The organism is Streptococcus oralis SK304, assembly GCF_000287715.1.
Taxonomy (GTDB): domain Bacteria; phylum Bacillota; class Bacilli; order Lactobacillales; family Streptococcaceae; genus Streptococcus; species Streptococcus oralis_Y.
Map to the genome: position 1 here is coordinate 109,937 of NZ_ALJN01000022.1, position 21,694 is coordinate 131,630.

Annotated in this window: 7 protein-coding genes and 2 pseudogenes; 7 read left to right on the forward strand and 2 right to left on the reverse strand. The window is 41.7% G+C overall.

Annotated features, from left to right (window positions below; all coding sequences use genetic code 11):
* Positions 1–5: 5 nt before the first annotated feature.
* Genes HMPREF1125_RS11925 through HMPREF1125_RS11940 form a run of 4 tightly spaced genes read left to right on the forward strand, consistent with a single transcriptional unit; the run spans position 6 to position 3,109 of the window.
* Positions 6–884 (forward strand): transporter substrate-binding domain-containing protein, encoded by an 879-nt coding sequence (locus tag HMPREF1125_RS11925; protein WP_000037002.1) that lies wholly within the window; start codon positions 6–8, stop codon positions 882–884.
* Between the two features lie 32 nt (positions 885–916).
* Complete coding sequence (locus HMPREF1125_RS11930) at positions 917–1,609, forward strand: amino acid ABC transporter permease (RefSeq protein ID WP_000255459.1); 693 nt, start codon at positions 917–919, stop codon at positions 1,607–1,609.
* 3 nt (positions 1,610–1,612) lie between these two features.
* The gene (locus HMPREF1125_RS11935; RefSeq protein WP_000350570.1) at positions 1,613–2,335 is read left to right on the forward strand and encodes an amino acid ABC transporter permease; all 723 of its coding nucleotides are present in this window, start codon (positions 1,613–1,615) and stop codon (positions 2,333–2,335) included.
* A gap of 9 nt (positions 2,336–2,344) precedes the next feature.
* Positions 2,345–3,109: an amino acid ABC transporter ATP-binding protein gene (locus HMPREF1125_RS11940; protein ID WP_000942245.1), complete on the forward strand. Its 765-nt coding sequence runs from the start codon at positions 2,345–2,347 to the stop codon at positions 3,107–3,109.
* 203 nt (positions 3,110–3,312) lie between these two features.
* Here the strand turns inward: HMPREF1125_RS11940 and HMPREF1125_RS11950 are convergent.
* Positions 3,313–7,023, reverse strand: a pseudogene (locus HMPREF1125_RS11950) (pullulanase).
* A gap of 442 nt (positions 7,024–7,465) precedes the next feature.
* Here HMPREF1125_RS11950 and rpoB point away from each other — a divergent pair.
* Complete coding sequence (gene rpoB, locus HMPREF1125_RS11955; RefSeq protein WP_000907155.1) at positions 7,466–11,077, forward strand: DNA-directed RNA polymerase subunit beta; 3,612 nt, start codon at positions 7,466–7,468, stop codon at positions 11,075–11,077.
* 32 nt (positions 11,078–11,109) lie between these two features.
* Positions 11,110–14,775 (forward strand): DNA-directed RNA polymerase subunit beta', encoded by a 3,666-nt coding sequence (gene rpoC / locus HMPREF1125_RS11960; protein WP_000228786.1) that lies wholly within the window; start codon positions 11,110–11,112, stop codon positions 14,773–14,775.
* Between the two features lie 71 nt (positions 14,776–14,846).
* Here the strand turns inward: rpoC and HMPREF1125_RS12910 are convergent.
* Positions 14,847–14,990: pseudogene (locus HMPREF1125_RS12910) on the reverse strand (ISL3 family transposase); the annotation flags it as partial.
* Positions 14,991–15,278: 288 nt separating this feature from the next.
* Here HMPREF1125_RS12910 and HMPREF1125_RS12690 point away from each other — a divergent pair.
* The coding region (locus tag HMPREF1125_RS12690; RefSeq protein WP_002883393.1) for a Cna B-type domain-containing protein at positions 15,279–21,694 on the forward strand (6,416 nt) is incomplete at its 3' end.

Sequence of the window (21,694 nt, forward strand, 5' to 3'; positions counted from 1 at the left end):
AAAAGATGAGTAAAAAAGCATGGATTATCGGTGGTGTAGCAGTTGTTGCAGTAATTGGGGCAACGATTATCGGGAGAAGTTTAGCTGGCGCTCCAGCCAAGGAGGGAGAAACGGCTTCGTCTGCTGAAGTCATAACCTTGAAGGTTGCCCATACACAAAACTACGTCCCTTATGACTTTGTCAATGAAAAAGGGGAATCAGATGGTTATGAAGTAGCTGTTTTGAAGGCTGTTGATGAGAAGTTGGCAAACTATCAATTTGAATATACGGGTACCAGTGATGACGATCTCTTGATTGGTCTGGAATCAGGCAAGTATGACATCGGAACCAAGGGAGCTTGGTACACAGATGAACGAGCTAAAAAGTTTGTCATTCCATCTGAACCAGTCGGAGCGAGTATTATCGGATTTACTGTCAGAAAAGAAGACGAACAAAAATACAAAACCATTGATGACTTTGCCAAGAATAAAGGGAAATTGGTTCCTATCTCTCCACAGAATGCTCAATGGAATGTCATCACTAGCTACAACGAAAAACATCAAGATGCACCAATTGAGCTAACAGCAGCGGAATCCTTTAAGGTGGCAGATGCCTATGCCTGGGTCTTAGAAGGACGTTATGACGCCTTCTTTGATATCAAACTGTCCTTTGAAAAAGCAGTTACCGCAGAAGATGGCCCTTACCACCAATATGCGGACAAACTCAGCTGGTTCCCATATAAGGGCATTCCAACTTATCCATTGATTCACCGTGATGAAAAGGGTGAGAAATTTGCTAAAGAATATGAAAAAGCAATCAAAGAGTTGGAAGAAGATGGCACGCTTGCTAAGCTATCTCAGCAATATTTCAAAGAAGATGTCTTTAGTTACGTAGACAAAGTCTAGACCAGAAATTCCAAGACTAGAAAGGGTTTTGCATGGTTTCTTATGATTTTTCCAAGGTCTTTCAGTTTTTGCCGACCTTATGGCAGGCGCTTCCTATGACCTTGTCCATTCTCTTTTTTACTACTCTTCTTGGTTCCCTTTTTGGAGGTCTCTTGGCCTGGGCACAAGTAGGAGAAGACAAGAGTTTTGCAGCGATTTCCAAAGGCTATATCTTTACCCTTCGTTGTACACCGCCGATTGTCTTGCTTTTTCTAGTCTTTTATGGCTTGCCAGAATTTCTGAAATGGTGGCTGGGTTTGGATATCAACAACTGGTCTAAAACTATTTTTGTTCTCCTGACGATGATTCTCTTGTTTGCGGCTATTGTTGCCGAGGTCTTCAAGGCGGCCTATCAAGCTATTCCAAAGGGGCAGACAGAGGCCGGGCTTAGTATTGGTTTGACTCCAAGTCAGACTTTTTGGAGAATCATTTTTCCCCAAGCTTTTCAGGTTGCTCTTCCCAATATAACGACCGCTATTCTCAATCTCATGCGGGATGCTGCCTTGGCCTATACGATTGGTTTCGTTGATGTTATGGGTGCAGGCAATCTCTTGATCAGTCGCAATTTAGGGAACTACTCGCTGGAAACCTATACGGCAGTTGCGCTTCTTTATTGGGGGATTGCCTTGGTTATTTCTATCTTGAGTCGTTTGCTTGAGAAGTCTTTGGAAACAAAAGGGAGGTAAGAAATGGATATAGACTATATTGTAAAGACCTTTCTTGAGACCTTGAAGGGTGTGCCAATCACCTTGATTATCATGATTGTGGCTATGGTCTTAAGCTTTTTACCGGCTCTATTTTTGGCCTTGGGGCAGATTTACAAGGTTCGAGGGGTGAGGAGTTTTTCTCTGGTCTATCTGGCGTTTATCCGAGCGACTCCTCCGATTTTATTGATTCTCTTCTTTTATAGTTTGTTTCCAAGTCTGCTGAATCAACTTCTCAAAAGCATAGGAAGCGACTTTGATATTTTCAAGCTTGATCCTCTCTACTATGCCTTCATTATTTATAGTTTGATGACAGTCGGGAGTTTATCGGAGATTTTGCGTTCAGCTATCTTGACGGTGGACAAGGGACAACTAGAGGCGGCGCATGCGATTGGGCTGACTACGACCCAGGCCTATCTAAGGATTGTTTTTCCTCAAGCCTTGCGCTCAGCCTTGCCTAACTTGGCCAATCTGGTAATCAATATCGTCAAAGGGACCTCCCTGGTCTTTGTTATGACTATCAAGGATATCACCGCTATTGCTCGTGTGGAAGCATCCTACGGTTACCAGTATTTTGAGTCTTATTTTGTAATCTTTTTGCAGTATATTTTGATTTGTGGTTTGATTCAGTGGGGCTTCTCCCTATTGGAGAAAGGCTATGTGAAAAAAGAAAAGAGAGCAAAAGCATCTAGCGCGCGTTTTGTATAGGAGGACAGGATGTTACAAGTAGAACATATCGCAAAAACATTTGGAGATAGGCAGGTACTGGAGGATGTCAATCTTCAGGTTAACCAAGGGGATGTCGTTGTTATTTTAGGACCATCAGGTTCGGGGAAAACGACCTTTCTCCGTTGTCTCAACCACTTAGAAAAAGCTGACAGTGGCCGTTTGACCTTGGCAGGAAAAACTTATGACTTAGCCAAATTAAGCAAGAAAGACATTCTAGAAATTCGCCAAAAAACAGCCTTTGTTTTCCAACACTACAATCTCTTTGCAAACAAAACTGCTCTGGAAAATATTCTAGAAGGCCTGATCGTGGCTCGTAAAGTTCCCAAGGAAGAAGCGCTCAAACGTGCAGAATCTGCCTTGGGGAAAGTTGGTTTACTGGCCTACAAAGACTACTACCCTTCCCAGCTATCTGGAGGGCAACAACAACGAATAGGAATTGCGCGTGCTATTGCCGTCAAGCCCGAGGTCATTTTGCTGGATGAACCAACATCAGCACTAGACCCTGAGTTGGTTGGAGATGTTTTGGATGTTCTGAAACAGTTGGCGGGAGAAGGTGTGACCATGGTGGTCGTCACGCATGAGATGGGATTTGCTAGAGATGTCGCTAACCACGTTATTTTCATGGATGGAGGCCGTATCGTAGAGGAGAATAATCCCCACGATTTCTTTAACCGTCCACAAGAAGAACGAACCAAGCAGTTTCTGGCTCGTATCTTATCAGACGCTAGCTATAGTGTAGAATATATGATTTGATAGATAAGTGTATCATAAAAAACAACACCCCATGACTAGAAGATTCTTCTGACCATGGGGTGTTGTTTCTATAGGAGGGCTAGGTTATACTCTTTGAAAATCTCTTCAAACCAGGTCAGCTTTGCCTTATCCACAACCTCAAAACAGTGCTTTGAGCAGCCTGCGACTAGCTTCCTAGTTTACTCTTTGATTTTCATTGAGTATTAGTTCTTTTTCTTGTTTTTCATCAACCATCCAAGTCCGAGAAGGGCGAGGATGCTGAATCCAGCTAGGGCAAGAAGGGATTTGCTCTCAGTTCCTGTGTTTGGAAGGATTTTCTGAGAAAGAGCCTCTGCAGCAGTTTCTTGAGTGTCAGGATTTGCTGCTAGGTTTTGGGCTTGGTCTTGTTGGGTTTCCAAGCTAGAAAGATCAAATTCTGGTTTTTCTTCCACAGCTGGAGCGACGATGGCACCACCTTGAGACAAGCGGAGAACAACGGCAGTGAGAGCGTTCAATTTCAAGCCTTTTTCAGTCCATTCGAGACCTTGAGGTTTAGCGATTCCTACTGGTCCAGCTTGATTTTCATCTGCCAGGACTTCAGCCTTTCTCAAGTGAGCAAAGGCAGTTCCCAAGTTGAATTCGCGAGCCTTATTATCTGCATTGACAAAGACTGCGTAGATATCTCCATTTGGAGCAGTGATTTGGTAGCCGATGACCACGTCTTCTTTTTCAACACCATTTTTTCCTGGGACAGTAATGAGTTGGACGCGTTCTTTGATATCTTGTAGACTCTTGAGTCGGAAGGCATCTGTCGATTGACGAAGAGCGATCAATCCTTTCATGTAGTCACGGCTCTTGACATTTTCAGGGAAAGCTTTACCATCTGTTGCCTTGGTCCAATCAAACTTGTTGACAGCATCACTAGAGTCGTAAGAGTCATGGATAAAGTAAGGATAGACAAATGGCTTGCCGTCCTTGTCGCGCAACAAGTGAGACTTGTTTGGAACCTTATCTTCAGGAACAGGAGTCTTGTAGGCTGGGTCAAGGAATTGTTTGGTACGTCCATATTCCTGACCAGAGTGGATAAACGGAGTTCCTTGAGCAGTCAAGACCATGAGGTTTCCAAGTCGCAAACGGCGATGGATCTCAGCGTAGTTTTCCGCCTTGCTTGGGTCTTTTTTGATAGACTGGGCAATGATGTCAAAGAGTGTCAAGTTATCATGGGCTGCGATATACTGGATAACATCTCCGGGACTGTCTGCTTCAAAGTTAGTTGGTTGAGCAATCAGATTTTTAAAGATGGTATTGATATCGCGTTTTCCACCTGTGATAAAGGCAGGTTGGCCTTCGTTTGGATAACCAGACTTGAGGTTGTTACGGATATCATCTGAAAAGACAGCGACAGTATCGGTATGTTTCATCCAATCTTGGTCAGCAGGTTGTACAGGCGTATTTTCATCACCAGTATAGGTTCTCCAGCCTTCACCTAGCATGATAAGGTTTGGATTGAGGGCGCGTGCAGCCTTGTAAGCTTCTTCGATTGAAGCTGCATCGTGGTCACCCATCATATCGAATCGGAAACCATCCACCTTGTAGGTTTCGACTAAATACTTGATGGAGTCTACCAAGACACGCTTAGACATGTAGTGGGTTGTTCCCAAACGGCCACCTCCAAAGCTAGTACGAGGAGTTCCGTCTGCGTCCATAAAGTGGTAGTAGTTTGGCTCTAAGTCTTCAAAGATGTCGAGATTGGCAGTATGGTTGTAGACCACATCCAAGATAGCCCCCATACCACGTTTATGGATTTCGTTGATGAGATTTTTGAATTCGGCAATACGTTTTTCTGGATTCTTAGGATCGCTTGAGTACATACCAGTCAAGGAGAAGTAGTTTTGAGGGTCATATCCCCAGTTGTAGTTGCTGTTGCTTGAAGCATAGGCAGACAAACGTTCTTGGTTCTTCAATTCGTTGACAAAGTAGTAGGACAAGACTGGAAGGAGTTGGATATGAGTCACACCCAAGTCTTTGAGATAGTCTAGTTTTTCGATAAAGGCTTCAAAGGTACCAAATGGCTTGGTCAAGTCTTTTGCGATGGCAGGATCCGAAGTGAAGTCACGAACATGAGCTTCGTAGATAACGGCATCTTCACGCGATTTGAAGTTTCGAATCTTCCCATAGGTCAAGTCTTGCGGACCTAACTTTGCTGGATCGACGAAGGCAGCTTTAGCGACCTTATGAGCGGCATCTGTTTTTGCTAGGTCGCTATTCCAAGCCGCTAATGATTTGGCATAAGGGTCAAGAACGAGGACAGTTTTACCTTGGCGCTCGATTTGGTAGTGGTAGTAGTAGCCAGTGTAGTTGCTGATACCTAGACCTGAGTTTGCGTCCAAAGTTTGTTTCCAGGTTCCTTTTTCTCCTTTTTCAAGAGCGACAGTTCCGACCACTTTTTCAGGGTCTTTCTTGTCTTAGACGACAACGGAAACCTTATCAGCACTTGGAGACCAGAGGGTAAGGTCGACACGCTTGCCATCTTCTTTTAGGGTTGCGCCGAGTGGACCGTCATAACTGTAGGTCTCATCCTTGAGGCGCCAGCTTGAACGTGTGGTAAAACGGTCTGAATTGTAGCTGACAGTGTAAGGGTGTTGGGTATCAGAGAAGTCGCCAATGTAGGTCACTTTCTTACCAGCTTCATCTACTTCCACGTCTGTGATGGCTACTTTGTTCCCTTGATGGTCAGTGATGTTGGAGTGCTTAAGAATGTCTTCTTTCTTGGCTCCGACTAGGGTAGAAAAGCTGCTTTCAATACGAGACTTAGCTACGTGTTGAGCACCAGTCATGCGGATGTCGTGCACGTAATAGGGGTTGGTGTAGATGGTTTCGTCATCATCTTTGAGAAAGATTTGACTGTGATTTTTCAAATCTGTAAATTTGTAATCCTCTTTTCGGATTTTCACATCATCGCCTTTCTTGCTTTCGTCTAGTAATAAAAATCCAAATTCTCTTGCAGCTTCATTGAGTGGAATATCAATGTAACGGCCATATTTTCCAGTTGCAGTAAAGTCTGTCCCGTCAGGCCATTCTCCACTGCTTGGATTCTTGACATCGCCCCAATACCAGAGAGATTTTTTGTCATAGTTCCCGTCGGTGCGATAGTAGTTGACACGGACAGTTCCTGCTGGTTGAGGACGGTAGTTGTATACCTTGTAGTTTTCATCTAGCCAGGCCTCGTTCATTTTTGGAGAGAGGCGCTCTACCGAACGGTCCCCTGTCAGGTTATCCCCTTTAGTATTGTTGATGAGGAAGCTGACCTTCTTGGCTTGCTCATTTTTGAGTTTGACATCTAGATAATAGCCGTAGTCATCTTGCTTGGCATCCTTGAAGGACTTGGCTCCATTGGGCCAGTTTTCAGAAGGTTTTTCAACATCGTCCCAAGTCCAAAGACCTTGGGAATCCTTGTTTTCCTCAGGAAGTTTTTTCACATGAATGCGGAAGTAGTTGTCTTCGATTGGTTCTTCAGAACTAGTGTCTGCTTGTGGTTTTTGATCAGAACTTGGCGTCGAAGTGCTAGTATCTACTTTCTCTTCTTTGCTGTTGGGCTGGCTTGTAGTAGCGTCTTCTTTTTTAGGTGTTTCAGCTGCTAGAGCAGTGTCAGTTGCTAGGGCTTCCTTTTTAGTGTCAAGGGAAGCGTTTGCATTCTTTTGTTCAGAAATAGGCGTTTCCTTTTGAGTTTGACTCGTTTCAGTCTCAGTAGGGGCCTTGGTCACAGCGCTAGTATTTTCCTGAGTTTGAGGAAGGTTTTCGTTAGCTGAAATAGTTGGCATTGCAGCAGAAAGCAAGACAATGCTGGCACCAATAAGGATAGAACCAGTTCCGTTCTTCAAGGAACGGATACCATAAATCATTTTTTTCTCAGTTTGAGATGGGATCTTTTTCATCACAATTCTCCTTGTGTAGTTGTTCCCTAACAGTATAGCACGAGGTAAACATTAGTGCAAGCGTTTTCCTAGTTTTGAAGAGAAAATATAATGCTTCATTCTCTTGAAATTTTAAAATAATATATAGGAAAAGATTGTTTAAAAAGTAGTAAAAAAACCTTGAAAAATCTGGCTAAATAAGGTATAATATGAGTAATCATTTGTCGTAGGTTTTGTCTGAAATATTGTCCAGACAAGGCTCACAGCAGTTAAATCTTCTGAAAAAGTCAGATTTAGCTGCTCTTTTTGTGCTTTTTTTCAGGTTTTTGAGTGCTTGTAACAAAGATTTAAAGATTCTGAAAATTCATCAAAGGGACACGGTGATAGGGGTTTTTAAAACCATATGACGATTAGAAAAGCCTGATTGACAAGGCTTGGAATTTATTTACAAAGGAGAATCATCTTGGCAGGACATGACGTTCAATACGGGAAACATCGTACCCGTCGTAGTTTTTCAAGAATCAAAGAAGTTCTTGACTTACCAAATTTGATTGAAATTCAAACGGATTCATTCAAAGATTTCCTAGACCACGGACTTAAGGAAGTATTTGAAGATGTATTGCCAATTTCAAACTTCACAGACACAATGGAGTTGGAATTTGTTGGCTATGAAATCAAGGAACCAAAATACACGCTCGAAGAAGCTCGTATCCACGATGCTAGCTACTCAGCCCCAATTTTTGTAACCTTCCGCTTGATCAATAAAGAAACAGGCGAAATCAAGACTCAAGAAGTCTTCTTTGGTGATTTCCCAATCATGACTGAGATGGGTACTTTCATCATCAATGGTGGTGAACGTATTATCGTTTCTCAGTTGGTTCGCTCACCAGGTGTTTACTTTAATGACAAAGTAGACAAGAACGGTAAAGTGGGTTACGGCTCTACTGTTATCCCTAACCGTGGAGCTTGGTTGGAACTTGAAAGCGACTCAAAAGACATCGCTTATACTCGTATCGACCGTACTCGTAAGATTCCATTTACGACCTTGGTTCGTGCGCTTGGTTTCTCAGGTGATGATGAAATCTTTGATATCTTTGGTGATAGCGAATTGGTTCGCAATACTGTTGAAAAAGATATCCACAAGAATCCAATGGACTCTCGTACAGACGAAGCCTTGAAAGAAATTTACGAACGCCTTCGTCCAGGTGAGCCTAAGACCGCTGAAAGTTCACGTAGCTTGCTTGTGGCTCGTTTCTTTGATCCGCGTCGCTATGACTTAGCAGCCGTTGGTCGTTACAAGATTAATAAAAAATTGAACATCAAAACACGCTTGCTCAACCAAACCATCGCTGAGCTATTGGTAGATCCTGAAACGGGTGAAATCTTGGTAGAAGCTGGCACCGTTATGACTCGTAGCGTGATTGAAAGTATTGAGAGCCACTTGGATGGCGACTTGAACAAGATTGTTTACATACCAAACGATGCAGCTGTTCTGACAGAACCAGTTGTCCTTCAAAAATTCAAGGTTGTTGCCCCAACGGACCCAGACCGTGTTGTAACCATCATCGGAAATGCTAATCCAGACGACAAGGTTCGTGTTGTAACTCCTGCGGATATCCTTGCAGAGATGAGCTATTTCCTCAACTTGGCAGAAGGTATCGGTCGTGTGGATGATATCGACCACCTTGGAAATCGTCGTATCCGTGCAGTTGGTGAATTGCTTGCCAACCAAGTACGTCTTGGACTTTCTCGTATGGAACGTAATGTCCGTGAACGTATGTCTGTTCAGGACAATGAAGTTTTGACACCGCAACAAATTATCAACATCCGCCCTGTGACAGCTGCGATCAAAGAATTCTTTGGTTCCTCACAATTGTCCCAGTTCATGGACCAACACAACCCACTTTCTGAGTTGTCTCACAAACGTCGTTTGTCAGCCTTAGGACCTGGTGGTTTGACTCGTGACCGTGCTGGATATGAAGTACGTGACGTGCACTACACTCACTACGGTCGTATGTGTCCAATCGAGACACCTGAAGGACCTAACATCGGTTTGATCAATAACTTGTCATCATACGGTCACTTGAACAAGTATGGATTTGTTCAAACACCATATCGTAAGGTTGACCGTGAAACTGGTGTAGTCACAAACGAAATCGTTTGGTTGACAGCCGATGAAGAAGATGAATTTACTGTAGCACAGGCTAACTCTCGCCTCAACGAAGATGGTACTTTTGCTGAGAAGGTTGTCATGGGACGTCACCAAGGGGTCAACCAAGAGTATCCAGCAGAAGTAGTTGACTACATGGACGTTTCACCAAAACAGGTAGTTGCCGTTGCGACTGCATGTATTCCTTTCTTGGAAAACGATGACTCCAACCGTGCCCTCATGGGTGCCAACATGCAACGTCAGGCTGTGCCATTGATTGATCCAAAAGCACCTTACGTTGGTACTGGTATGGAATACCAAGCAGCCCATGACTCTGGAGCTGCGGTTATTGCTCAGCATGATGGTAAAGTTACCTACGCAGATGCGGACAAGGTAGAAGTTCGCCGTGAAGATGGTTCCCTAGATGTTTATCACATTCAAAAATTCCGTCGTTCAAACTCAGGTACTGCTTACAACCAACGTACGCTCATAAAAGTCGGCGATGTCGTTGAAAAAGGCGACTTTATCGCAGATGGACCTTCTATGGAAAATGGAGAAATGGCGCTTGGACAAAACCCAATCGTTGCCTACATGACTTGGGAAGGTTACAACTTCGAAGATGCCGTTATCATGAGCGAACGCTTGGTGAAAGACGATGTCTACACATCTGTCCACCTTGAAGAATACGAATCAGAAACGCGCGATACAAAGCTTGGGCCTGAAGAAATTACTCGTGAGATTCCAAACGTTGGGGAAGATGCCCTTAAAAACCTTGACGAAATGGGAATTATCCGTATCGGTGCTGAGGTTAAAGAAGGCGATATCCTTGTAGGTAAAGTAACGCCTAAAGGTGAAAAAGATCTTTCAGCTGAAGAACGTCTCTTGCACGCTATCTTCGGAGACAAGTCTCGTGAAGTGCGTGATACTTCTCTTCGTGTACCACACGGTGCCGATGGTGTCGTTCGTGATGTTAAGATCTTTACACGTGCAAATGGAGATGAGTTGCAATCAGGCGTTAACATGCTGGTTCGCGTCTACATCGCTCAAAAACGTAAGATCAAGGTCGGAGATAAGATGGCCGGACGTCACGGAAACAAAGGGGTTGTCTCTCGTATCGTTCCTGTAGAAGACATGCCTTACCTTCCAGACGGAACTCCAGTCGATATCATGTTGAACCCACTTGGGGTGCCATCACGTATGAATATCGGTCAGGTTATGGAGCTCCACCTTGGTATGGCAGCACGTACTCTTGGTATCCACATCGCAACACCAGTCTTTGACGGAGCAAGTTCTGAAGACCTTTGGGACACTGTCAAAGAAGCAGGTATGGATAGCGATGCCAAGACAATCCTTTACGATGGCCGTACTGGTGAACCATTTGACAACCGTGTATCAGTTGGTGTCATGTACATGATCAAACTCCACCACATGGTTGATGATAAATTGCACGCGCGTTCAGTCGGGCCTTACTCAACCGTTACTCAACAGCCACTCGGAGGTAAAGCTCAGTTTGGTGGACAACGTTTCGGTGAGATGGAGGTTTGGGCCCTTGAAGCCTACGGTGCGTCAAATGTCCTTCAAGAAATTTTGACTTACAAGTCTGACGATATTAACGGACGTTTGAGAGCTTATGAAGCTATTACAAAAGGAAAACCAATTCCAAAACCAGGTGTTCCAGAATCATTCCGAGTTCTTGTGAAAGAATTGCAATCTCTTGGTCTTGACATGCGTGTCCTTGACGAAGATGACCAAGAAGTGGAACTTCGCGACTTGGATGAAGGAATGGACGAAGATGTCATCCACGTAGATGATCTTGAAAAAGCCCGCGAAAAAGCAGCACAAGAGGCTAAAGCAGCCTTTGAAGCTGAAGAAGCAGAGAAAGCAACAAAAGCGGAAGCAACAGAAGAAACTGCTGAACAAGAATAAGCAGTTCACTTAGAATAGAAAGGGAAGAAATAGTGGTTGATGTAAATCGTTTTAAAAGTATGCAAATCACCCTAGCTTCTCCAAGCAAAGTCCGTTCATGGTCTTATGGAGAAGTCAAAAAACCTGAAACAATCAATTACCGTACGTTGAAACCAGAACGTGAAGGACTCTTTGACGAAGTCATCTTTGGTCCTACAAAAGACTGGGAATGTGCTTGTGGTAAGTACAAACGCATTCGTTACAGAGGGATTGTTTGTGACCGTTGTGGGGTTGAAGTAACGCGTACAAAAGTTCGTCGTGAGCGTATGGGGCACATCGAGTTGAAAGCTCCTGTATCTCACATCTGGTATTTCAAGGGGATTCCAAGCCGTATGGGCTTGACCCTTGATATGAGCCCTCGTGCCCTCGAGGAAGTTATCTACTTTGCGGCTTATGTGGTGATTGATCCTAAGGATACACCACTTGAGCACAAGTCTATCATGACAGAGCGCGAATACCGTGAGCGCTTGCGTGAGTATGGCTATGGATCATTCGTTGCCAAGATGGGTGCCGAAGCCATCCAAGACCTTTTGAAACAAGTAGATCTTGAAAAAGAAATTACTGAACTTAAAGAAGAGTTGAAAACAGCTACTGGACAAAAACGTGTCAAAGCTATCCGTCGTTTGGATGTTTTGGATGCCTTTTACAAGTCTGGGAACAAACCTGAATGGATGGTTCTTAACATCCTCCCAGTTATTCCACCAGATCTCCGTCCAATGTTGCAGTTGGATGGTGGCCGTTTTGCCTCATCTGACTTGAACGACCTTTACCGCCGTGTTATCAACCGTAACAACCGTTTGGCTCGTTTGCTTGAGTTGAATGCACCAGGTATCATCGTTCAAAATGAGAAGCGTATGCTTCAAGAAGCGGTTGACGCTTTGATTGATAATGGTCGTCGTGGTCGTCCAATCACAGGACCAGGTAGCCGTCCACTAAAATCATTGAGCCACATGCTCAAAGGGAAACAAGGACGCTTCCGTCAAAACTTGCTCGGTAAACGTGTTGACTTCTCAGGACGTTCCGTTATCGCTGTTGGTCCAACTCTTAAGATGTACCAATGTGGTGTGCCACGCGAAATGGCGATCGAGCTCTTTAAACCATTTGTGATGCGTGAAATCGTTGCCCGTGACATCGTGCAAAACGTTAAAGCGGCTAAACGCTTGGTAGAACGTGGAGATGAACGTATCTGGGATATCCTCGAAGAAGTAATCAAAGAACACCCAGTCCTTTTGAACCGCGCACCGACCCTTCACCGTTTGGGTATCCAAGCCTTCGAGCCAGTCTTGATCGATGGTAAGGCCCTTCGTTTGCACCCGCTTGTCTGTGAAGCCTACAATGCCGACTTTGACGGGGACCAAATGGCCATCCACGTACCGCTTTCAGAAGAGGCTCAAGCAGAAGCTCGTATCCTCATGCTCGCTGCTGAGCACATCTTGAACCCGAAAGATGGTAAACCAGTTGTTACCCCATCTCAGGACATGGTTTTGGGTAACTACTACTTGACGATGGAAGAAGCTGGTCGTGAAGGTGAAGGAATGGTCTTCAAAGACCGTGACGAAGCTGTCATGGCTTACCGCAATGGCTATGTTCACCTCCACTCACGTGTTGGTATCGCGACAGACAGCCTCAATAAACCATGGACAGAAGAGCAAAAACACAAGGTCTTGCTTACAACAGTTGGTAAAATCCTCTTCAACGACATCATGCCAGAGGGTCTACCTTACTTGCAAGAACCAAATAATGCGAACTTGACAGAAGGGCTCCCAGCTAAGTACTTCTTGCCACTAGGTGGCGATATCAAGGAAGCCATTCGCAACCTTGAACTCAATCCTCCATTCAAGAAGAAAAACCTTGGAAATATCATCGCTGAGATTTTCAAACGTTTCCGTACAACAGAAACTTCTGCATTCTTGGACCGATTGAAAGACTTAGGCTACCATCATTCAACACTTGCTGGATTGACAGTGGGGATTGCTGATATCCCAGTGGTTGAAGACAAGGCTGAAATCATCGAAGAATCTCATAAGCGTGTAGAACAAATCACAAAACAGTTCCGTCGTGGTTTGATCACTGATGATGAACGTTACAATGCCGTTACAGCTGAATGGCGTGCAGCTCGTGAGAAATTGGAAAAACGCTTGGTCGATAATCAAGATCCGAAGAACCCAATCGTTATGATGATGGACTCAGGAGCCCGTGGTAACATCTCGAACTTCTCACAACTTGCCGGTATGCGTGGTCTGATGGCCGCTCCGAACGGACGTATCATGGAATTGCCAATCCTTTCAAACTTCCGCGAAGGTTTGTCAGTACTCGAAATGTTCTTCTCAACTCACGGTGCGCGTAAAGGTATGACCGATACGGCCCTTAAGACAGCCGACTCAGGTTACTTGACTCGTCGTTTGGTTGACGTTGCCCAAGACGTTATCATCCGTGAGGACGACTGTGGAACAGACCGTGGTCTCTTGATCCGCTCTATCGCAGAAGGAAAAGAGATGATCGAGTCTCTCGAAGAACGTCTCAATGGTCGTTATACTAAGAAAACTGTTAAACACCCAGAAACTGGCGAAGTCATCATTGGTCCAAATGAGTTAATCACAGAAGACAAGGCGCGCGAGATTGTCAATGCTGGTGTGGAAGAAGTGACTATCCGTTCCGTATTTACATGTAACACTCGTCATGGTGTCTGCCGTCACTGTTACGGTATCAACTTGGCGACTGGTGATGCGGTTGAAGTTGGTGAAGCAGTTGGTACAATCGCTGCCCAATCTATCGGGGAACCTGGTACACAACTTACAATGCGTACCTTCCACACGGGTGGGGTTGCCTCAAATACCGATATCACTCAAGGTCTTCCTCGTGTCCAAGAAATCTTTGAAGCCCGCAATCCAAAAGGGGAAGCGGTCATCACAGAGGTCAAGGGACAAGTTACCGCCATCGAAGAAGACGCGTCAACTCGTACGAAGAAAGTCTTTGTTAAGGGTGAAACTGGCGAAGGTGAATACGTCGTTCCATTTACAGCACGTATGCGTGTTGAAGTTGGAGACCAAGTTTCTCGTGGTGCAGCATTGACAGAGGGTTCTATCCAACCAAAACATCTCCTTGCTGTTCGTGATGTCTTGTCAGTTGAAACCTACCTTCTCGGTGAAGTCCAAAAAGTTTACCGTAGCCAAGGGGTAGAAATCGGTGACAAACACATCGAGGTTATGGTTCGTCAAATGATCCGTAAAGTCCGTGTCATGGATCCAGGTGATACAGATCTTCTCATGGGTACCCTTTTAGACATTAACGATTTTACAGATGCTAATAAAGATGTCCTTATCGCCGGTGGGGTTCCAGCGACTGGTCGCCCAGTTCTTATGGGAATTACCAAAGCCTCACTTGAAACAAATAGTTTCTTGTCAGCGGCTTCCTTCCAGGAAACAACTCGTGTCCTTACAGATGCGGCCATCCGTGGTAAGAAAGACCATCTCCTTGGACTCAAGGAAAATGTTATTATTGGTAAGATCATCCCAGCAGGTACTGGTATGGCTCGCTACCGTAATCTTGAACCACAGGCAATCAATGACGCAGAATATCTGGCTCCTGAACAAGAAAAGACAGAACTTGCTCCAGTAGATGAAACTGTGGAAATCCAATCTGAAGAAACTGTAGAATAAAAAGTAAACAAGAGAACCTTCGGGTTCTCTTTTGTTTGGCCTTTTTTTCAACTGTAGTGGGCGACATATAACTAAGTACGAGAGAGAATCATATTGGTTCTTTCTTTTGTAATGTTGAAAGCGACAAGAATTTTAGTTTTAATGTTTTTAAAGTTTCAAAAATCGAATGCATGACGTCTCATGTTCTTGACGAGCGTGTTGGTCGCCTCCAATTTTATTTCGAGCAATTCTGTGGTGCTTTCATTATAGTTTTTCTGCTACTTTTTGTCTGTGTTTAAAAAGCTCCATAATATCTGAGGAGATGTTATCCACTACAAATATTATAGAGCTAAAATGAATGAAAAAGGTAGATTTTTCAAACTGTTCTTGGTATAATATTCAATGCTTAAACTGCTATAGATATGCTATATTTATAGGCATTTAATTACTATCTAAAAATAAATTTTTATTTTCAAGATTGAAATATAAAATATTTTAATATGGATTTGAGTGGAGAAGATTTGATGAATAATGGGATGACATTGCAAAAAGTAACAACTTTTTTTTTAGTTGTTATAATACTATTAGGGATAATTGTTCCGAATACTGTTGCTTTTGCAGAGGGAATAATAGCTAAAGATACAATGACAGATGTCAAAAAAACTGGTAATGAAACTAAAGAAAAGATAGCTCCTGAGGATCAAGCAGATAAACAGGACAATAAAACAGATTCTAAAAAAACTGATAAGGAAGCTGAAGAAAAGATAGCTCCTGAAGAACAAAAAGATAAGCAGGAAACTAAAGATGAAACAAAAGAGGATGAGTCAGAAGTTAAAGAAGAAACAACTAAGCCTAAATTTAATCAATCTTTAACGAAATCAGTTTCTTTGAATCCCGGAGCTCCAATGGATAATGGTAAACTTATGGTATATGATGACAATCATAAGATTAAAGATACATCAAATGGAGATGGAACATCAGTAAATCCATATAATTTGGCAACTATGACGGATACATTGTTTACCATAAACTATACTCCTTTTTTCCGTACAAAAGATGATGGGAGTAATGAGTTTGGAGATCAAAAAATTGTTGTCGATTTACCAACTTACGGATTTAAATTAGCGAATCCCGGAATTGAAGGAGTTCAGTTTGAAAAAATTACATTGCTTGATGCAAGGGGGAATGTAATACCATTAGATTCAGCAGCACAAACTAATTATGATAAAGTTACAAAAATTATCTATGATATCAATGATAATTTCCTTCGATCTTTGGGCGGAGGTTCAAGTTTGGTATTTAATATCGCCTTTAATAGACGTAGTTTAACAGATGAAGAATGTAAAAAGTGGATTGCTGAAGGAAAACTTGAAACAAAACTGAATGTTACTGCCTGTGAAGGAGAAAATAACACACCGATTAATAGTACAGGAAATTCATCAGAATATAAATGGAGAATGTCACCAACAAATTATGACGATCCTAAAACTACAGTAACAGGAAATCGTCATCTAAATGCAAGTAGTCTGGCGAAGATTGCGAATTCTGGATTCATAAGATTTTATGATACAGATCCTGCAAGTGGTCCATTTACTGGTAACAAAGATTACTATTATTATAAGCAAGGAACAATTCATGACGCGGATACTCCTCTAATGAGTTTAAAACATATCAAGGTTTATGTTCCGAAAAATGGAAGTGTTGAAGGAAATTTCATTTTACAAAAATTACAAATCAGAAATGGTTTATATGATTTAGATCTTGCTTATTATGCGACAGTCAGTGAAATGAAAAATGATGGTGATGGAAAGGGAAATTATTATCTCATAACACCAAGGAAACCTCTCTATAATAATGGAAGTGACCACAAATGGAACGATGCATTTACAAAGGGATTTTCACCTATTTGGCAAGTTCCTGATGGAATCGACAATATTGGTTCAGATACTTTATATGAAGCTACAACACCTGAATTTGTTTTTGAAACTCCAAATGGAACAGACGGCAAAAAGGAAGTTGTTATCAGCGCTGATGGACAAGGCGTAAAGATTAAAACTATGAAAGCTAATACTGTCGATGGATATGAAATTCATAGTTTTGCTGGACCTGGATATCAACTTTATAAAAATGCTGGAGGATTTTATACTGCAAATGCAGTTTCTGCAGATGCAAAGTATTCTGATGTTGGCTATACACGTTTAAGTAATGAATATTATATTCTAAAAGATGCCAATGGAGAATGGAATGAGTATTTTCCAAAGAATAAAACTGGTGCAACAGTTGAAACTTATGAATTTCCTGAAGAAATTCAACCTACTGCATGGAAAGGAACTGCTCAAACATGGAATACAGATTCTTATAAAGTAGCAAAAGTAGTTTATACTACAGCAGATGGTAATGAACACACAGCAGATGTAAATTCACCTGTTCATTTAGCAAATAAAGTCCATAATTTTCCTGAAGTTAAATTTGACACTTCTGGTGGAAGAGTAACTAAAGTTGAAGTTCATTGGGAGTACTTAAACAATGATACTTTTAATGCAAGTACACATTTTGCTGGTAACTATAAGGAAAATGTTAGAAGACAGTCATTTGCTCAAAGTAAATTTGATATTTATGTTACACCTACAGCTACAGGACATTTGCAGATAAAATATTCTGCAAAATCAACTGATCCAACTGCGGATGCAAATGATAATTTTGATTATGAAGCTAATAAAGCTGTGAAAAGTCCTGTTAATAATGTGAGTGGAAAAGCAAAGGATGATTTCTTCTGGACAACTGTAACTCAAAAGAAATGTACACCTTTGAAAGCTGAGAGTACTGGTGATAGATTAAAGGAAAATGTATTATATCCAAATCAAGCGGAGAATGGAAGTTTTTATGATACTTGGAAATTGTTCTTTGATTATGGAACGAAGAAAGAATTTTCTCCTGTAACGAAAAATCCAAGAATTGATTTGACAGTGGGAACTTTGAATCTCAAAGGACTTGATTCTAAGGCTGACAAAACTGGACTTTTGACTGGGAAATTTACAGCAAATAAATCCTTAAGTGGTTGGAAAATTATTTATAAAACTGCGGATAATGTACTTGGAATAGAGGGTACAGAAAAAGTATATAATATTGGAAATATTGAAGATGGAACAAAAATAGACCTTGGAATTAATAGGGATATTGAACATCTATCAAGTATTGTTTTAACTTATGATGGAGTATATAATATTGAGCCATTTGCCAATAAAGAAACAGGAGAAGCAGTATTATTTTCCAATATTGAATATGAACTTAGAAATACTGATTTTAAAGGCAATCCATTGACGATAGAGAAGGAAAAGGGAGTTGCTTGGTATGGACCTAATTACTTTATTCAGAATTTAGAAGGTAAATACTATAATGAAAGTTGTAGAGATTCAAATCATATTCATGATGCAGGAAAAGGGCAAGACTTTGGTGGTAGAACATGGAATAGTATAAAACTACCGCAACGTTATGGTATTCTTACTAGAACTTATATTGTTACAAATAAGACTGCCGATAATGTGATTGAGCCTTCAGGTAATGATACAAATAATTCTATTTCTCAATCAGGAACAAGTACTCAAAAGGTTAAATTTAATACAAAAGCTTACGCTTATGCTATGAACTCAGACATGCCTGAAGCGGGTAAGATGCCTTATGGAATTCCTGAATCCGCTTATGTAGAAATAAAAGATAAACAATTTGCTGCAGATGTAGATAAGTGTAAGTTTTTAGGATTTGATAATGCATCTGGCAATGTTATTATTAAACAAGTTACAGATGCTGATGGTAGAGTATGGATTAAAATGTCTATTACAGAAGCGGGCATACAAGCTTTAAATAGACAATTTAGAGAAATTACTAAGAATAAAGCTTTTTCTTACTATTATTACTACAATGATAGTGTACTTAAATTTATGGAAGATCCAGTTGTCATTGCACTGAAGAGTTTTAGATACACAAGTGTTACATCTCCAGGAGAAAATGAGCATCGTCCATATGGAATGGTTTATTATGATATGAGCCCACTTGAAACGAAGCTGGATGGAAGTAAAAATGAATATTATAGCCATGCAAAGCTTGAAGGAGATTTATTCCAACTTTCTGAAAATGCTGCAAAAGCTCTTGATGCTACGAAGGAAAAGAAATTATTTGGAATTGATTTGAGCAAGGTGGAAGTTGTTGTATCCAAGAATACGGCGGTAGGATCAAATATATTCCCTGGGAAATATGATAATATCGTCTATGGAACAGCGGGAAGTAAATTTCCTACACAGACTTTCTATCCAGATGAAAGAGATAATTTACGTGGAGACTTCTTCGTTCAAGCTCCAGACTCAGATGGATTTAAGGACTTTAAGGCTATCTTAGAAATTCCTAAAAAGGATAAATCTATATCCTATACACAAAATAATGAAACTGTTCAAACACCAAAAACACAAGTGGATATGTATTTGACTGGTGAAGTTGAGGTAATGGGAGATAGTCGTCCTGGTAAACAAGAATTTAGTTATAGCATAGATGGTGGAAATACATTTATTTCTGCAGCGGATGTAAAAGATTGGGGAAAAGTAACCCATGTTAAACTTGATTTGGGAGAACTTCCTAAAGGTAGTCAAGTAAATATTAAATTACCACTTAAGACTCATGAAAAAACTACTATTGATGAGCTTGAAGCATACATTGGTGGAAGTTTTGAAACGACTGATTATACAGGAGTTAAAACGAGTGGATATATAAATCCTGCAAAATATATTTATGGAAATTATGCAGTTATGTCCTCAGATGTATGGTGGGATAAAAATGAAAATGGAAAACTTGATGAGGGGGAAACAAAAGCAAAAGGTGTTAAACTTGAACTATATTCTCCTGATCATGATGTGACTATTAATAACAAGTTAATTCCTGCTAATACTTTGATTCATAGTTCAACTACAGATGAAAATGGAAGATATGAATTAAAGAGCTTTATGCTTGAGGCTGGTCAATGGATAAAGGTTACAATGCCAGATGGTGAAACTAAATTAACATTGAAAGCCAATCACTCTGAGATGGAAGAAACAAAAAATTCTGACTTTGATAGAGCAAGCTATAAAACAGCTGAATTACCTGAATTAGTAAAAGAAAAACCTCTTGAAATTATAGGTTGCGGACTTATAAGAGTACCTAAGATAAAAACAGAGCCTGTTAAGATACATGTTGGAGAAGAGTCAGAAAAAGGAGCGGCAAAAGCTGTTGCAACAAGTGATCATCCTACTGTATCTCCTGAATTAAAATATATTGAGTTGCAAAATGATGTGGCTGATGTTGATGGTGGTGGTAAAATAAGAGGAAAGTCTACGGGAAAAATTAAAGCTGAAGTTACAACAACCAACACATTGGCTAGTAGCGATCAGGCGATACCTGAAGATACCGTAAAGGCGGAGTACGATATTATTGTTTATGGAAAGATAAATTATAATAAAAATCACGCTGATGTAACTGGAGAAGCACCAAAGGATAATAACGAATACTATCCATCCATTACAGAAAATGGAAATGATGCCGATACTGATAAGGTAACTGTCTTAGATGAAGGTACGATGAAACGATCTGGATATCTCTTCAAGGGATGGAATACACAAGCTGACGGTAAAGGCACTATGTATTCAAAGGGAGATACATTTAAGACAGGAACAATTGATAAAGATGTAGAGTTATATGCAATTTGGTCTTTAATATGGGCACCAATGGAAATTCCAACCCGAGCGATCACGGTCACAAAAGAGTGGCAAGGGTCAGATGGCAACAAGATCGACGCGCCTGTAGACAGTGTCACAGTCGAACTCTATAAAGACGGAGCCGCAACTGGTCAAGTACAAGAGTTGACCAAAGATAACAATTGGACAGCCAGCTTTGAGAAACAGCCAGTCTCTGCGACCCTTGGTGGCGAAGCTCATCAGTACACCGTCAAAGAAGTTGGTGAAATCTTAAACAACATTCAAGTGACAGGCAAATGGTATGGAGTCGGTTACGCAGGAAGCATGAAAGAAGGCTTCACGATTACCAATAAGGAAAAGACTCCGTGGGCTCCAATGATCCCACCAACCAGAGATGTCAAGGTAACAAAAGAGTGGGAAGATTCAGCTGGTAACGATGTATCTGCGCCTGTAGATAGTGTCAAAGTAGAACTCTACAAAGACGGCGTAGCCACAGGTCAGGTACAAGAGTTGAAGTCAGCCAATAACTGGACAACCACCTTTGAGCAACAGCCAGTCTCTGCGACCCTTGGTGGCGAAGCTCATCAGTACACCGTCAAAGAAGTTGGGGAAACTTCAAACAGCATTTTACTTGCAGGCAAGTGGTATGGAGTTGATTACGCAGGAAGCATGAAAGAAGGCTTTACCATCACCAATAAGGAAAAGACTCCATGGACACCAATGGAAATTCCAACCCGAGCTGTCAAAGTGATCAAAGAGTGGCAAGGCACAGATGGCAACAAGATTGATGCACCTGTGGACAGCATCACAGTCGAACTCTACAAAGACGGCGTGGCCACAGGTCAGGTACAAGAGTTGAGCAAAGCCAACAAGTGGACAGCCACCTTTGAGAAACTGCCAGTCTCTGCGACCCTCGGTGGAGAAGCCCATCAGTACACCATCAAAGAAGTTGGCGAAATTTCAAACAACATTCAGCTTGCAGGCAAATGGTATGGCGTCCGTTATGAGGGAAGCGTGAAAGATGGCTTCACGATTACCAATAAGGAAAAGACTCCATGGGCTCCAATGGAAATTCCAACCAGAGATGTCAAGGTAACAAAAGAATGGAAAGATTCAGCTGGTAACGATGTATCCGCGCCTGTAGATAGTGTCAAAGTAGAACTCTACAAAGACGGCGTGGCCACAGGTCAGGTACAAGAGTTGAAGTCAGCCAATAACTG